The sequence below is a fragment of the Bacillus sonorensis NBRC 101234 = KCTC 13918 genome (genome assembly GCF_001592005.1).
GTDB lineage: Bacteria > Bacillota > Bacilli > Bacillales > Bacillaceae > Bacillus > Bacillus sonorensis.
Genome location: NZ_BCVZ01000012.1, coordinates 47,313 through 62,609 on the forward strand (window position 1 = coordinate 47,313; position 15,297 = coordinate 62,609).

The 15,297-nt window shown below is 47.2% G+C and carries 14 protein-coding genes; all 14 read left to right on the top strand.

Features of this window, described 5'->3' with window-relative positions; translation table 11 throughout:
* Positions 1-17 precede the first annotated feature (17 nt).
* The 14 genes from BTR1S_RS13920 to bcbE all read left to right on the top strand — a co-directional run bounded on the left by BTR1S_RS13920 (position 18) and on the right by bcbE (position 15,178).
* A complete protein-coding gene (locus BTR1S_RS13920; protein WP_029419110.1) occupies positions 18-980 on the top strand; it encodes a polysaccharide deacetylase family protein in 963 nt (320 codons plus the stop codon).
* Positions 981-1,015: 35 nt separating this feature from the next.
* On the top strand, positions 1,016-2,245 hold the full coding sequence (locus BTR1S_RS13925; RefSeq protein ID WP_006638120.1) for a M16 family metallopeptidase: 1,230 nt from the start codon (positions 1,016-1,018) through the stop codon (positions 2,243-2,245).
* A gap of 80 nt (positions 2,246-2,325) precedes the next feature.
* On the top strand, positions 2,326-2,583 hold the full coding sequence (locus tag BTR1S_RS13930) for a YlmC/YmxH family sporulation protein (RefSeq protein WP_006638119.1): 258 nt from the start codon (positions 2,326-2,328) through the stop codon (positions 2,581-2,583).
* A gap of 188 nt (positions 2,584-2,771) precedes the next feature.
* Positions 2,772-3,656, top strand: coding sequence for a dipicolinic acid synthetase subunit A (dpaA, locus tag BTR1S_RS13935; RefSeq protein WP_029419111.1), 885 nt, complete (start codon positions 2,772-2,774; stop codon positions 3,654-3,656).
* Positions 3,657-3,670: 14 nt separating this feature from the next.
* On the top strand, positions 3,671-4,261 hold the full coding sequence (gene dpaB / locus BTR1S_RS13940) for a dipicolinate synthase subunit B (RefSeq protein WP_006638117.1): 591 nt from the start codon (positions 3,671-3,673) through the stop codon (positions 4,259-4,261).
* 124 nt (positions 4,262-4,385) lie between these two features.
* On the top strand, positions 4,386-5,426 hold the full coding sequence (asd, locus tag BTR1S_RS13945; RefSeq protein WP_006638116.1) for an aspartate-semialdehyde dehydrogenase: 1,041 nt from the start codon (positions 4,386-4,388) through the stop codon (positions 5,424-5,426).
* Positions 5,427-5,525: 99 nt separating this feature from the next.
* On the top strand, positions 5,526-6,740 hold the full coding sequence (gene dapG, locus BTR1S_RS13950) for an aspartate kinase (RefSeq protein WP_029419112.1): 1,215 nt from the start codon (positions 5,526-5,528) through the stop codon (positions 6,738-6,740).
* 30 nt (positions 6,741-6,770) lie between these two features.
* Entirely contained in the window at positions 6,771-7,640 is an 870-nt protein-coding gene (gene dapA / locus BTR1S_RS13955) for a 4-hydroxy-tetrahydrodipicolinate synthase (protein ID WP_006638114.1), read from the top strand.
* Between the two features lie 147 nt (positions 7,641-7,787).
* Positions 7,788-9,452 (top strand): ribonuclease J2, encoded by a 1,665-nt coding sequence (gene rnjB / locus BTR1S_RS13960; RefSeq protein ID WP_006638113.1) that lies wholly within the window; start codon positions 7,788-7,790, stop codon positions 9,450-9,452.
* Between the two features lie 103 nt (positions 9,453-9,555).
* Complete coding sequence (locus BTR1S_RS13965; RefSeq protein ID WP_006638112.1) at positions 9,556-10,302, top strand: ClpP family protease; 747 nt, start codon at positions 9,556-9,558, stop codon at positions 10,300-10,302.
* Entirely contained in the window at positions 10,299-10,514 is a 216-nt protein-coding gene (locus tag BTR1S_RS13970) for a YlzJ-like family protein (protein ID WP_006638111.1), read from the top strand. The genes BTR1S_RS13965 and BTR1S_RS13970 overlap by 4 nt, the downstream gene beginning before the upstream one ends.
* Positions 10,515-10,633: 119 nt before the next feature.
* Entirely contained in the window at positions 10,634-12,967 is a 2,334-nt protein-coding gene (locus tag BTR1S_RS13975) for a DNA translocase FtsK (RefSeq protein WP_029419113.1), read from the top strand.
* A 141-nt stretch (positions 12,968-13,108) separates the two neighbouring features.
* Positions 13,109-13,834 (top strand): GntR family transcriptional regulator, encoded by a 726-nt coding sequence (locus tag BTR1S_RS13980; protein WP_029419114.1) that lies wholly within the window; start codon positions 13,109-13,111, stop codon positions 13,832-13,834.
* A 177-nt stretch (positions 13,835-14,011) separates the two neighbouring features.
* On the top strand, positions 14,012-15,178 hold the full coding sequence (gene bcbE / locus BTR1S_RS13985) for a bacillibactin exporter BcbE (RefSeq protein ID WP_169802096.1): 1,167 nt from the start codon (positions 14,012-14,014) through the stop codon (positions 15,176-15,178).
* Positions 15,179-15,297: the final 119 nt, after the last annotated feature.

Sequence of the window (15,297 nt, forward strand, 5' to 3'; positions counted from 1 at the left end):
GAAGGGAGGAAATCCAATTGAAAAGAAAAATCGTTTCGTTTGCCGTCTTTTTCTTTTTATTGTTTGTATCATATCAGGTCATGAACGACCCGCACCCGCCAAATTACATAGATGCGATGAATAAAGACGCGGTCACAGTTGCCGCTCAAAAAAACGACCTTTACCAGCAGCTGCTTCAAAAAGCGTCTCAATATGAAGTGAAAGCGCAAAACGCAAAAATCGATAAGATTTGGAAAGCAATGCCCGGGTATAACGGCTTGAAGGTCAATATTGAAAAATCATACCAAAATATGAAACGGTCAGGCTCATTTGATGAAAAGCTTCTCGTTTATGACCAGGTCAAACCGGAAATCCACTTGGAATCACTAAAGCCGGAGCCGATTTACCGGGGGCATCCCGATAAACCGATGGTATCGTTTCTCGTCAATGTCGCCTGGGGTGATGAGTATTTGACACAGATGCTTCCCGTTCTGAAAAAGAATGATGTGAAAGCCACGTTTTTTCTGGAAGGCAAGTGGGTGAAAAATCATCCTGATTTGGCAAAAGCTATTTTAAATGACGGGCATGAGATCGGAAACCATTCATACAATCATCCCGATATGAGCAAACTGACGAGTGAGCGCATTTCAGAACAGCTGCGGATGACGAACCAGCAAATCAAAGAAACGCTTGCCGTAAAGCCGAAATGGTTTGCTCCGCCGAGTGGAAGCTTTCGCAAAGAAGTCGTGGAGCAGGCCCGCAGGATGGGAATGGGAACGGTGATGTGGACAGTTGATACGATCGATTGGCAGAAACCGCAGCCGGCCGTCTTACAGCATCGGGTTTTAAGCAAAGTACATAACGGCGCCATGATATTGATGCACCCGACAGAGCCAACCGCAAAAAGCCTTGATGTTTTGATTGAAAAACTGAAGGAAAAAGGCTATCAGATCGGAACTGTCTCACAGCTGCTGAATGAGAAAAGGCTTGTGGTAAAATAGATATGTGGCCCGTTCTTTGAATAGGAGGAACAGATTTGATTAAACGGTATACTTGTCAAAATGGGGTAAGAATTGTACTCGAAAATAATCCCACTGTCCGGTCTGTAGCGATCGGAGTTTGGATCGGAACCGGATCAAGACATGAAACGCCGGAGATTAACGGCATTTCGCATTTTTTGGAGCACATGTTTTTTAAAGGAACAAAAACGCGTACGGCCAGAGACATCGCCGAGTCATTTGACAGAATAGGCGGACAGGTCAACGCGTTTACCTCAAAGGAGTATACGTGCTATTATGCCAAAGTTCTGGATGAGCATGCGAGCTATGCATTGGAAGTGCTCTCAGACATGTTCTTTCATTCATCTTTTGAAGAAGAAGAATTGAAAAAAGAAAAAAACGTCGTCTATGAAGAAATTAAAATGTATGAGGATACACCGGACGACATCGTCCACGACCTTCTCAGCAAAGCATCGTATGGAAGCCATTCCCTCGCCTATCCGATTCTCGGCACGGAGGAAACGCTTGCCACATTTGACGGAGATGCTTTGCGTCAGTATATGGACGAATACTACACACCGGACCGCGTCGTGATTTCGATTGCCGGAAATGTACCTGAAAGCTTTATTAAAGAAGCCGAAAAGCATTTCGGTTCATATGAAGCAAAAGGAAAAAGAACGGGAATGTCAAAACCGGAATTCCATCATGAAAAAATGGCGCGGAAAAAAGAAACCGAGCAGGCTCATCTCTGCCTCGGCTTCAACGGGCTGGAAGCCGGCCATTCCGACATTTACGATCTGATCGTGCTCAACAATATCCTCGGAGGAAGCATGAGCAGCCGCCTGTTTCAGGATGTCCGCGAAGATAAAGGACTTGCATATTCCGTATTCAGCTATCACAGTTCATATGAAGACAGCGGAATGATGACCATTTATGCCGGAACAGGCGCAAGCCAGCTTCAGCTGCTGTCAGATACCATTCATGAAACGCTCCGCGTGCTGAAAACGGAAGGCATCACGCCGAAAGAGCTTGAAAACAGCAAAGAGCAAATGAAAGGCAGCCTGATGCTCAGCCTCGAAAGTACAAACAGCAAAATGAGCCGAAACGGCAAAAATGAACTTTTGCTTGGAAGGCACAGAACGCTGGATGAGATTATTGAAAAGCTGAATGCCGTCAGCCTGGACAGGGTCAACGGCCTGGCAAGACGTATTTTTACCGATGATTATTCAACGGCACTGATCAGTCCGACTGGTGAGCTTCCGAAATAACGTAATGAAAAACATGCTTGTTTGAGGCAGGCATGTTTTTTGTTTTGCAAACATACATCATTACAAAAGGGGGGTTTTGCATGAGGCTCAGTGAACTATCCGGAAAAGAAATCGTGGATGTCAAGCGGGCTGAGCGCCTTGGCGTTTTGGGACAGACCGATCTCGAAATCAATGAACAGGATGGACAGATTACCGCTCTTATCATCCCGTCGGTTAAATGGTTCGGCCTTAGAAAACAGGGGCAAGACATCAGGGTGCCATGGAAACGGATTCAAAAAATTGGATCTGATATGATCATTCTCGATGTTCCGGAAGAAATCGGGAATAGCGATGATTAAACCGGCGGATGCCGGTATTTTTTTACATACCGCACAGCCCATCCCGGCCCATGGAGCCGGGTTTTTTCATGCTTTGGCCAACACCGATACGCGAAATATTTCAATTCACCGCCATTTCCTTTTTGTCATATGATGAAATTAGCTTACGAAATAGATCCTTGTCAAAAAAGAAGGTGAATATTAAAGCCATGTTAACCGGATTGACGATTGCAATCATCGGCGGTGATGCGAGGCAGCTTGAAATTATCCGCAAGCTGACAGAACAGGAAGCAAACGTGTTTTTGGTCGGTTTTGATCAGCTTGACCACGGTTTTACAGGCGCCACAAAACTAAAATTAAGCGAACTCGACTTCGGAGCGGTAGACAGCATCGTTCTGCCTGTATCAGGAACATCGGCGGAAGGGGCGGTTGCGACCGTATTCTCAAATGAAGAAGTCGTTTTAAAACAAAAGCATTTGGAAAAAACAAAACCTCAATGCACCATCTATACAGGCATTTCTAACGATTATTTAGAAGGAATGGCTAAGGGGGCCGGCCGCAGGCTCGTCAAGCTTTTTGAAAGAGACGATATTGCGATTTACAACTCCATACCTACTGTCGAAGGGGCCATTATGATGGCCATCCAGCATACCGATTATACGATTCACGGCTCAAATGTCATGGTTCTCGGGCTCGGGCGGACCGGGATGAGCATCAGCCGGGCTTTTTCAGCTCTCGGCGCACGCGTCAAAGTCGGTGCGAGAGACTCCGCACACCTTGCCAGAATCATGGAGATGGGTCTCACACCTTTCCACATAAATGAACTTGGGGAACATGTTGAGGATACCGATATTTGCATCAATACGATTCCAAGTCTCATTCTCGACCACAACGTCCTTTCACGAATGACCCCCAGAACATTGATTCTCGATTTGGCGACCCGCCCTGGCGGCACAGATTTCGGCTTCGCCGAAAAACAGGGCATAAAAGCGCTCCTTGCTCCGGGCCTGCCCGGCATAGTCGCGCCTAAAACGGCAGGTCAGATCATCGCCAATGTTTTGTGTAAGCTTTTAACACCATCTACAACCGACTGAAAGGGGCTGTCAACATGTCGATCAAGGGAAAAAGAATCGGATTTGGTCTTACGGGCTCACATTGTACGTATGATGCCGTATTTCCGCAAATTGAAAACCTCGTCAATCAGGGAGCCGAGGTCAGACCGATCGTTACCTCTACCGTAAAATCGACCGATACACGCTTTGGAGAAGGAAAAGAGTGGGTAAGGAAAATCGAAGAGCTGACAGGTTTTGACGTCATCGACTCCATTCCGAAAGCAGAGCCCCTCGGACCGAAAACACCGCTCGACTGCATGGTGATTGCGCCGCTGACGGGCAATTCGATGAGCAAGCTCGCAAACGCGATGACAGATACTCCGGTTTTAATGGCGGCCAAGGCGACGGTGCGCAATTCCCGTCCCGTCGTTCTCGGCATATCAACGAATGATGCGCTCGGTCTGAACGGCGTTAATCTGATGAGGCTGATGACGACGAAAAATATGTTCTTTATTCCGTTCGGTCAGGATGATCCGTATCAAAAGCCGAATTCGCTCGTTGCCAAAATGGATCTTTTGCTGCCGACAGTGGAAGAAGCGCTTTCCTATAAACAGCTTCAGCCCGTTCTGATCAGCAATGATCGGTAATTTTGGAGAAAATGAAGATGTAACAAAAAATATCAATCACCAGGCTCACTTCTATGTTAAAATATAATGTAAAATGCATAGTCAACCAATCGTCATTAACGATAGGGTGGAAGGAGTTTTACAATTGGGAAGAGGATTACATGTAGCAGTAGTTGGTGCGACTGGCGCTGTAGGACAGCAAATGCTAAAAACACTAGAAGACAGAAATTTTGAACTGGATAAACTGACTTTATTATCCTCAAAACGCTCAGCAGGTACGAAGCTTACATTCAAAGGCGAAGAGTATACTGTAGAAGAAGCGGTTCCGGAAAGCTTCGAAGGGGTAAACATCGCGTTGTTCAGCGCGGGGGGAAGCGTATCTCAGGCACTGGCCCATGAGGCTGTCAAACGCGGGGCGATTGTCATTGACAATACGAGCGCGTTCCGGATGGATGAAAACACGCCTCTCGTCGTGCCTGAAGTCAATGAGGAAGATTTGCATCAGCATAACGGCATTATTGCAAACCCGAACTGTTCAACGATCCAAATGGTCGTTGCGCTTGAGCCTATCCGCAAGGCTTTCGGTTTAAATAAAGTCATCGTCTCAACCTATCAGGCTGTATCAGGAGCCGGCAATGAAGCGATAAAAGAGCTCTACGGCCAGACGGAAGCCATTTTAAAAGGCGATTCGTTCGAGCCTCAGATCATGCCTGTAAAAAGCGATGAAAAACACTATCAAATCGCATTCAACGCGATTCCTCAAATCGATAAGTTTCAGGAAAACGGCTTTACGTTTGAGGAAATGAAAATGATCAATGAAACGAAAAAAATCATGCACATGCCTGAACTTCAAGTATCAGCGACTTGCGTCAGACTGCCGGTTGCGACAGGGCATTCAGAATCCGTCTACATCGAAACTGACCGTGATGACGTAACAGCAGAAGATATTAAAAACCTGTTAAAAGAAGCGCCGGGCGTCGTTCTTCAGGACGATCCGTCCGAACAGGTATATCCAATGCCTGCCGATGCAGTAGGGAAAAGAGACGTGTTTGTCGGACGCGTGCGCAAAGATCTCGACCGTCCGAACGGATTCCACCTGTGGATTGTTTCCGATAACCTGCTGAAGGGTGCGGCTTGGAACTCCGTACAAATCGCAGAAAGCTTAAAAGCTTTAAATTTAGTTTAAATATGCTAAGATTTCTTACGAAAGATGCGAGAAGAGAGTGAGGACCACACCGGCCTGCTCTCTTCTATTGCGTCCGAAATAAACTTGGAGTGAAATAAAGTGAAAATCATCGTTCAAAAATTTGGAGGAACGTCTGTTAAAGATGACCGCGGCAGAAAGCTTGCCTTACAGCATATTCAAGATGCGGTCAATGAAGGGTATAAAGTGGTTGTTGTCGTATCAGCCATGGGTCGGAAAGGCGATCCGTATGCGACTGACTCACTGCTTGATCTCCTGTACGGAGGACAGGACACCATTACAGAACGGGAGCAGGATCTGCTGCTTTCATGCGGTGAAACGATTTCTTCCGTCGTGTTCTCAAGCATGCTGGTGGAAAACGGAATTAAAGCCGCCGCTTTGACAGGTTCACAGGCTGGATTTTTAACAGATAACCAGCACACAAACGCCAGAATACTAGAAATGAAACCGGAGCGCCTTGTCAGCATGCTGGCCGACCATGATGCAGTGGTCGTCGCAGGCTTTCAGGGGGCGACTGCAAAAGGGGACATCACGACGATCGGTCGCGGAGGCAGCGATACATCGGCCGCCGCGCTTGGAGCGGCGCTGGACGCGGATTTTATTGATATATTTACTGATGTTGAAGGCGTCATGACCGCAGATCCCAGAATCGTAGAAAAAGCAAAGCCGCTTCCGGTGATTACCTACACGGAAATTTGCAACTTGGCTTACCAGGGGGCAAAAGTCATCCATCCGAGAGCGGTGGAAATCGCGATGCAGGCGAAGGTGCCGATCCGGGTCCGCTCGACATATTCAAAGGAAAAGGGGACGCTCGTGACAAGCCATCACACGTCAAAGGCCGGAAGCGACGTATTTGAACGGCTGATCACAGGCATTGCCCATGTAAAAGATGTGACACAGTTTAAGGTACCGGCGAAAGAAGGGCAATATAATGTGCAGACCGAAGTGTTTAAAGCGATGGCGAATGCCGGCATCAGCGTGGACTTCTTCAATATTACACCAAGTGAAATTGTCTATACGGTAGCCGGAAGCACAACAGACCGAGCTCTCGGCATCCTGAAAGAATTGGGCTATGAGCCTGCCGTTACGAGAAATTGCGCGAAGGTTTCAGCGGTAGGAGCCGGTATTATGGGAGTGCCCGGCGTCACCTCAAAAATCGTGACCGCTCTATCTGAAAAAGGCATTCCAATCCTGCAGTCGGCTGACAGCCATACGACGATTTGGGTGCTCGTCCACGAAGAAAATATGGCGACTGCCGTAAATGCCCTGCACGAAGTGTTTGAACTATCAAAATAAATGTGATTGAATCATGATGAGGTGAAAAAAATGAATTTCGGAAATATTGCAACCGCAATGGTTACCCCCTTTGACAAAAATGAAAACATCGATTTTCAAAAATTGTCAAAGCTGATTGATTATTTGCTGAAAAACGGAACGGATTCCCTTGTCGTCGCAGGAACAACCGGTGAATCGCCGACACTGTCCGAAGAGGAAAAAATCGCGCTCATCCAATATTCCGTCAAGGAAGCAGCCGGCCGTGTGCCTGTTATCGCCGGTACGGGAAGCAACAATACAAAGGCATCGATCAAGCTGACGAAAAAGGCGGAAGAAGCCGGGGCAGACGCCGTCATGCTCGTGACGCCGTATTACAATAAACCTTCACAGGAAGGAATGTACCGCCACTTTAGAGCGATTGCCGAAGAAACATCTTTGCCTGTCATGCTTTATAATGTGCCGGGACGCACGGCTGCATCGCTTGCACCGGAAACGGCGATCCGCCTTGCGGAAATTCCAAATATCGTTGCCATCAAGGAAGCGAGCGGTGATCTTGAAGCGATTACGAAAATCATCGCTGAAACGCCTGAAGACTTTGCTGTATACTCAGGCGACGACAGTCTGACGCTTCCGGTTTTATCCGTGGGAGGCAGGGGGATTGTCTCCGTTGCATCACATGTCATCGGACCGGAAATGCAGCAGATGATCAAACATTACATGAATGGGGAGACACAGCAGGCGGCCTTGATCCATCAGAAGCTGCTTCCGCTGATGAAGGGTCTTTTCGCTGCTCCAAACCCGTCGCCTCTAAAGACGGCTCTTCAGCTGAAAGGTCTTGACGTCGGCTCTGTCCGGCTCCCTTTGATTCCGCTGAATGAAGATGAGCGTCTCCGTTTAAGCAGCCTGATGAACGGTCTGTAAAAACATATACGGATGAAAACGGTCATTCTCCTTTTTTGGGTATGGCCGTTTCTTATATACATAATGGTTCTTGTTTTCTAAAATTAGATTCAGGTATAATAGGGACAAGTGATGATGGACGGGTACTTAGATTAGGAGGATTACAATTTGAAAAAAAATACAGAAAATATTAGAATCATCGCCTTGGGAGGCGTCGGGGAGATCGGAAAAAACCTTTATGTCATTGAAATCGACTCTGACATATTCGTGGTTGATGCCGGACTCATGCATCCAGAAAATGAAATGCTGGGGATCGATGTGGTCATACCGGACATTTCATATTTGATTGAACGATCTGACCGAGTAAAGGCGATTTTCCTCACACACGGACACGAAGAAAACATCGGAGGCGTTTTTTACTGCCTGAACAAGCTATCTGTGCCTGTTTACGGAACAAAACTGACACTTGCCCTTTTAAAAGAAACGCTGAAGCAGTACGGCTCAAATAAAAAAGCCGATTTACGGGAAATCCACTCCAAATCCGTGATTACATTTGATTCAACGAAAGTGTCATTTTTCAAGACAAACCACAGCATCCCGGATTCCGTCGGGGTCAGCTTTAAAACGTCCCTCGGATCAATCGTGTGCACCGGCGATTTTAAATTTGACCAAACGCCGGTTTTAAATCAGACCAGCGATATTGGCGAAATTGCCAAAATCGGCAACAGCGGCGTTCTATGCCTGCTTTCAGACAGCGCCAACGCTGAAAAGCCGGGCTATACGCCTTCAGAAGCGGTCGTCGGAGGCGACATTTCCGATGTGATGTACAATGCGGAAAACCGTGTGATCGTTGCCGTTTTCGCCTCAAACTTTAACAGGATTCAGCAGGTGATTGATGCGGCCCGCCAAAACGGCAGGAAATTGGCCGTATCAGGAAAAAATATATCTTCCATCCTTCAGCTGGCCATTAAGCTTGGCTATGTGACCGCTGATGAGGACATGTTCATCCCTGTCCAGGATGTCAAAAAGCATCCAAAAAGGGAAGTCGCTATTTTGACGGGAGACAACCATGGTGAACCCCTGGCCGCTTTGACAAGAATTGCAAAGCAAGGGCATAAACAGCTTGACATTGAAGAAGGCGACACTGTCCTGATTGCCTCCTCCCCAATACCGGGGCAGGAATTGGTATATTCAAAGGCCGTTGATCTTTTGACAAGAGCAGGCGCCCATGTCGTATTTGCGCAAAAACGCGTCCACGTTTCAGGGCATGGCTGCCAGGAAGAATTGAAGCTGATGCTGAATCTGCTGAAGCCGAAATATTTAATCCCTGTAAACGGCGAATTCAGAATGCAAAAAGCCCATTCAAAGCTTGCCGAAGAAATCGGAATGAAACGAAGCGACATCTTTCTGGTTGAAAAAGGCGATGTCGTTGAGTTCCGCGGTCAAAATGTCAAAATCGGCGATAAGGTTCAGTCGGGCAACATTCTGATCGACGGCCTAGGTGTCGGCGACATCGGCAACATCGTGCTCAGAGATCGGCGCCTCCTTTCCCAGGACGGAATTTTAATCGTTGTTATTACCCTTGATAAAAAGAAAAAACATCTTGTATCAGGACCCGAAATTATCACGAGAGGTTTTGTTTACGTCAGGGAATCCGAAGAGCTGATCGTAGAGGCGACCGAACTGGTCAGAAATATCGTCACAGAAAGCACAGAAAATGCCGTTGTCGAGTGGTCTGCCTTAAAGCAAACCATGCGGGACGCGTTAAACCAATTCTTATACGAAAAAACGAAACGAAAACCAATGATCATCCCAATCATCATGGAAGTATAAAACCAAGAGCCTGCCTCTTGGTTTTTTTTCGCCCTTTTTACACTGAATGAAAAAAACGCCATAGTCCATAATACAAAAGAAACTCGAGAAAGAGGTGACCCAGATGGACGAAAATCGGATGCAAAACGGAGAAGGACAAGGAGAACAGCCGGCCAAACAGGACGCTAAGGACAACCTCCTCAATAAAATACAGCAGCTTGGCGAAACAAATCTTCCGCAAATGGGACAGGATTCAAACATCCACTGCCTGACCATCATCGGACAAATTGAAGGGCATGTTCAGCTCCCGCCACAAAACAAAACGACAAAATATGAGCATGTGATTCCGCAGATTGTCGCAATCGAACAAAATCCTAAAATCGAAGGGCTGCTGATCATTTTGAATACGGTCGGGGGCGATGTGGAGGCAGGCCTGGCGATAGCCGAGATGCTGGCATCGCTGTCAAAACCGACCGTCTCCATCGTGCTTGGAGGCGGACATTCAATCGGCGTTCCGATCGCGGTCTCCTGCGATCACAGCTATATCGCCGAAACCGCTACGATGACGATCCATCCGGTCAGGTTGACGGGGCTGGTGATCGGTGTGCCGCAGACATTTGAGTATCTTGATAAAATGCAGGAAAGGGTCATTAAGTTTGTGACCAGCCATTCCAACATTTCAGAAGAGAAATTTAAAGAGCTCATGTTTTCAAAAGGCAATCTGACCCGTGACATCGGGACGAATGTCGTCGGAAACGATGCGGTCAAGTATGGATTGATCGATGAAACGGGCGGTGTCGGACAAGCCATCCAAAAGCTCAATCAATTGATCGAACAAGAACGCGGCGGGAAAGAAAGGATGATTCAATGATTCTTTATACGACGATGCCGCAGGAAATCGTTTTCGCCGGCCAGGCGGAGCAGACCAACCTGAGGCAGATAGACGTAAACGGCGTGCCCCTCCTCGTCGAAATGAACGGGGATGAAGCAAGAGTGGTTCAGGTTCTCAGTACAAATCCGATGGATTTTTTAAAGCAGGAGACGTCTCCGGGCCAAAAGCTGAAGCTGACATTTTATAAATAGCTGAAGTGTCATCAGGATAAATATGCTATAATAGGGGAATACAGAGGAAACATCGCAGCCGAAAACGGGCTGCTTTCTCTTTGTTTTTATATTTTTTTGATGTAGTAAGGTGATGGAACATGGCAAAAAGAAAAAGGAAATCGAAAAAGAAACAAAAACAGGTCAAAAGGATTAATCTAAAATATGAATTGTACGGTTTAATTTGTATCGCCATTTCGATTATTACGGTGTTACAGCTTGGCGTTGCAGGCCAAACGTTCATTTACATGTTCCGTTTTTTCGCAGGCGAGTGGTTTATCCTATGTGTTCTTTCTCTCTTTTTAACAGGCGTATCATTGTTTTGGAAGAAAAAAACGCCGGGTTTTTTGACGAGAAGAAAAGCGGGGCTCTATTGCATCGTCGCAAGCATGCTGCTTCTGTCCCATGTACAGCTCTTTCAGCACTTGGCAGACAGGGGAATGATCCAGTCGCCGAGTGTGATCCAAAATACGTGGGAACTGTTTTTAATGGACATGAAAGGTGAAACGGGCACCCCTGACCTGGGCGGCGGCATGATCGGAGCGGTGCTGTTTGCGGGATCTTATTTTCTGTTCGCAGCCGCCGGCTCTAAAATCATCGCCATTTTTCTCATACTGATCGGCCTCCTTCTGATCACTGACCGCTCCCTTCAGGAGACGCTGATCAAATGGACGGCTCCGGTCGCCTCGTTTATGAAAAATCAATGGCTGGCGTTTCTCGATGATCTCAAGGATTTGAAGCATCATTCAGCAAAAAAGAAAACCGGAAAAAAACAGAAAACACAACGAAAACCGAAAGCTGTGGAAGAGCCCGCACCGGAAGCTGAGGCTGATCAAGATCCGGTGATTCAGACAGAGCCGATCATTTCAAGCTTTTCCGACCGGGATGAAAAGCCGGGGGTTCAGGCTTTTGAAGCCTCTGAGCAGCCGGAAGCGCCGCCTGAGCCTGAAGGTGAAGGGGACATGCCGGCCGCACCGGAGATCGCATTTACAGAGCTCGAAAACAAAGATTATCAGCTGCCATCGCTCAATTTGCTGGATGATCCGAAGCATACCGGCCAGCAGGCTGATAAAAAAAATATTTATGATAATGCGCGAAAGCTTGAAAGAACATTCCAAAGCTTCGGTGTGAAGGCAAAAGTCACACAGGTTCATCTCGGCCCGGCCGTCACGAAGTATGAGGTCTACCCTGATGTCGGCGTCAAGGTGAGCAAGATCGTCAATTTAAGCGATGACCTGGCGCTCGCACTGGCGGCCAAGGATATCCGCATCGAAGCCCCTATCCCGGGCAAATCAGCGATCGGAATCGAAGTGCCGAACGCGGAAGTCGCGATGGTCTCCTTAAAAGAAGTGCTCGAATCGAAGCTGAATGACCGTCCGGACGCAAAGCTCATGATCGGGCTCGGCCGGAATATTTCCGGTGAGGCGGTTTTGGCTGAATTGAACAAAATGCCCCACCTTCTTGTCGCGGGTGCGACGGGAAGCGGGAAAAGCGTCTGTGTCAACGGCATTATCACAAGCATTTTAATGAGAGCAAAGCCGCATGAAGTCAAAATGATGATGATCGACCCGAAAATGGTCGAGCTTAATGTGTATAACGGCATCCCGCATTTGCTCGCGCCTGTAGTGACAGATCCAAAAAAAGCGTCGCAGGCTTTGAAAAAGGTTGTCAACGAGATGGAGCGGCGCTATGAATTGTTTTCTCATACAGGAACGCGAAATATTGAAGGCTATAACGACTGCATTAAAAGGATGAATGCATCTGAAGAAGCGAAGCAGCCTGAGCTTCCGTACATCATTGTCATAGTGGACGAGCTTGCAGACTTGATGATGGTCGCCTCTTCAGATGTTGAAGACTCGATTACAAGGCTGTCGCAAATGGCCCGTGCGGCTGGAATCCACTTGATCATAGCGACACAGCGCCCTTCCGTCGATGTCATCACAGGGGTGATTAAAGCCAATATCCCGTCAAGAATCGCATTCAGCGTGTCTTCACAAACCGATTCAAGAACGATTCTTGATATGGGGGGCGCTGAAAAGCTTCTCGGAAGAGGGGACATGCTGTTTCTGCCTGTCGGCGCCAACAAGCCGGTCCGCGTTCAAGGAGCTTTCTTATCAGACGAAGAGGTCGAAAAAGTCGTGGATCATGTCATCACCCAGCAAAAAGCCCAGTACCAGGAAGAGATGATTCCGGAAGAAACGTCTGAAACGCTCAGCGAAGTGACCGATGATCTTTACGATGAAGCGGTCGCACTCGTCGTCGGCATGCAGACGGCATCCGTTTCCATGCTGCAAAGACGGTTCCGGATCGGCTACACGAGAGCGGCCCGTCTCATCGATGCCATGGAAGAACGCGGAGTCGTCGGTCCTTATGAAGGATCAAAGCCCCGTGAAGTCCTCATGTCAAAAGAGCAATATGAAGAACTCTCTTCCTAAAAGAAGAGAGTTCAGTTTAATATAAATTTATTATGTAAACTAACTGAGTTCAAAACGTCTATTTATTTATTTGACAAAACATGATATAGTTATCCTCAATTAAAGATAATTTTAATTTGATCTGTCAGACGGAGGGAGAACATGTCGATAAAAGCTGACAATCAACGTTTATGTCTAAAAGTGATTGATCGGATAAAAGATGATATCGAAAAAGGCGTTTACCGAGAGAATGAACAGCTCCCGTCTGAATTTGAGCTGTCAAAGTTGATGGGCGTCTCGAGGGGTGCTTTGCGCGAAGCGCTCAGAGTGCTGGAGGATGAAAACGTGATCATCAGAAGGCACGGCGTCGGCACATTTGTAAACGCCAAACCTTTATTCCTATCAGGCATCGAGCAGCTGAACAGCGTAACGAAAATGATTGAACAGGCAAGCATGACCCCGGGAACCATTTTTATGTCTTCACAGATAACGGACCCGACGGAAGAGGATCTGCTCCGTTTTCAAAATGCTGATGAAAACGGGATATTTCTCCTTGAGCGGGTAAGAACAGCGAACGGAGCACCTGTCGTCTACTGTCTCGATAAAATACCGATGACGATTCTGCCGAAAGGCTTTTCACATGAGCAGGAATCGATGTTTGAATGGCTTGAGCACAAGTCTGGCGCGGTCATAAGCTACGCAGTCGCCGATATTGTGCCGATCGGCTACCATGATAAGATCTCACAAATTCTTGAGTGTGATCCGGAAACAGCTCTGCTTTTGCTGAAACAGATTCACTATGACCAACACGACAGGCCTGTATTGTATTCGCTGAATTATTTCAGGGCTGATAAATTCAGGTTTCACGTCGTAAGAAAACGTTTTTGACAGGGCGGGCGCTCGAGCTGCGAGCGGCTGTTTTTTAAACGTGTCCGCCCGCCGTACATAAACACACCCTCTTTAAGCCACAATAACAGGTAGAAATACTAATGAATTGGGTGAAAAAAGTTGAGCAGAAAAAAAGGCGTTAAAAGCATTATCGCGCTGTCTTCCGTCCCGCTCGTCATGACGCTTGGCAACTCGATGCTGATTCCTGTTTTGCCTGTCATTGAAAAAAAATTGAACATCTCTTCCTTCCAGGTTTCTTTAATCATCACGGTCTACTCGGTCGTGGCGATCATCTGCATCCCGATAACGGGTTATTTGTCCGACCGGTTTGGGAGAAAAAAGGTCATGCTTCCGTGCCTCGTCATTGCGGCTGCCGGAGGCGCAGTCGCCGGCTTTGCCTCTTCCTTTTTCAAAGAGCCGTACGCGCTGATTTTGGCGGGGCGTGTGCTTCAAGGCATCGGTTCGGCAGGAGCCGCTCCGATCGTGATGCCGTTTATCGGAGATTTGTTCCACAATGATGAAGAAGTCAGCGCAGGTCTCGGAGATATTGAAACCGCAAATACCGCCGGAAAAGTGTTAAGCCCGATTTTAGGGGCTTTTTTAGCATCTTGGGTTTGGTTTATGCCGTTCTGGTTTATTCCGGTCGTTTGTCTTGCCAGCTTTTTTCTTGTGCTATGTTTTGTGCCAAGGCCAAAGGAGAATAGCACAGATACAAAATCTTTAAAAGAGTTTTCGAAAAACGTCAAACATATTTTTAAACGGGAAGGACGCTGGCTTGTGTCGATTTTCATTATCGGCGGCATTATTATGTTTCTGCTGTTCGGGGTGCTCTTTTATCTTTCAGAAAACCTTGAGAAAGAGTATCAGATTGACGGGATTGTCAAAGGAGCGCTGCTCAGCATTCCGCTGCTTTTTTTATCGGTCAGCTCTTATTTGGCGGGAAAGCTGATCGGAAACAATAAAATCAGAATGAAAATCTGTGTGGTCATCGGGATGGTCCTGCTTGTCCTGTCTTTTGGCGGATTGTGGTGGAATCACAGCTTTTATCCGTTGTTCCTGTTTATGAGCATCGGCGGCATCGGCATCGGGATGGCTCTTCCTTCGCTTGATGCGCTGATTACGGAAGGCATCTCAAAAGATGAGCGCGGAACGATTTCGTCATTTTACAACAGCATGCGGTTTATCGGCGTCGCTCTCGGACCGCCCGTTTTTGCCTATATGATGACAAATGCGGAACGTCTGATTTTCATTGTCTCCCTTTTGTGCAGCCTGGCCGCTTTAGCTCTTGTCTTATTTTATATTGACCCAAAAGAAAATGAAAATGAAGCGGTAAAGACGGTGTGACATGCACCGTTTTTTCATTTACCCGGAGGGGCAAGGGTTTTAGTTTCCTTAAATCCCCTCCAGTTGATATAATTACAACCAAACAGCCAAGAGCATATGCTGAATTCTGGTCATAATAC